Annotated in this window: 5 tRNA genes; all 5 read right to left on the reverse strand. The window is 52.0% G+C overall.

The features are described 5' to 3' along the window. Nucleotides 1-52: 52 nt before the first annotated feature. Nucleotides 53-126, reverse strand: a tRNA-Met gene (locus QYG89_RS17060). A gap of 23 nt (nt 127-149) precedes the next feature. After that, nucleotides 150-225, reverse strand: a tRNA-Val gene (locus tag QYG89_RS17065). 6 nt (nt 226-231) lie between these two features. Then, nucleotides 232-303: transfer RNA gene (locus QYG89_RS17070), tRNA-Glu, on the reverse strand. A 32-nt stretch (nt 304-335) separates the two neighbouring features. Beyond that, a tRNA-Ser gene (locus QYG89_RS17075) sits at nt 336-428 on the reverse strand. 4 nt (nt 429-432) lie between these two features. After that, a tRNA-Asn gene (locus tag QYG89_RS17080) sits at nt 433-507 on the reverse strand. Between the last annotated feature and the right edge of the window lie 51 nt (nt 508-558).

Here is a 558-nt window from a genome sequence, read left to right on the forward strand (position 1 = left end):
ACCTCCTGCGTGACAGGCAGGCATTCTAACCAACTGAACTACCGGACCATGATTGCGGGGACAGGATTTGAACCTGCGACCTTCGGGTTATGAGCCCGACGAGCTACCGAACTGCTCCACCCCGCGATAATAAGAATATTGATTTAATATGGTGGAGGATGACGGGATCGAACCGCCGACCCTCTGCTTGTAAGGCAGATGCTCTCCCAGCTGAGCTAATCCTCCATATGATGACCCCTACGGGATTCGAACCCGTGTTACCGCCGTGAAAGGGCGGTGTCTTAACCGCTTGACCAAGGGGCCGTTTAATATATTTATAAATTGCTGAAAGTTAATGGCGGAGAGCAAGGGATTTGAACCCTTGAGACGGCGGTAACCGTCTACACGATTTCCAATCGTGCTCCTTCGGCCAGCTCGGACAGCTCTCCTTAATGGCTCCGCAGGCAAGATTCGAACTTGCGACCGATCGGTTAACAGCCGATTGCTCTACCACTGAGCTACTGCGGAATAATTTTATGCTTAATATTTCGCCTGGCAGCGTCCTACTCTCACAGGGGG

This window comes from Bacillus lumedeiriae, from assembly GCF_044891285.1.
Classification (GTDB): Bacteria; Bacillota; Bacilli; order Bacillales; family Domibacillaceae; genus Pseudobacillus; species Pseudobacillus lumedeiriae.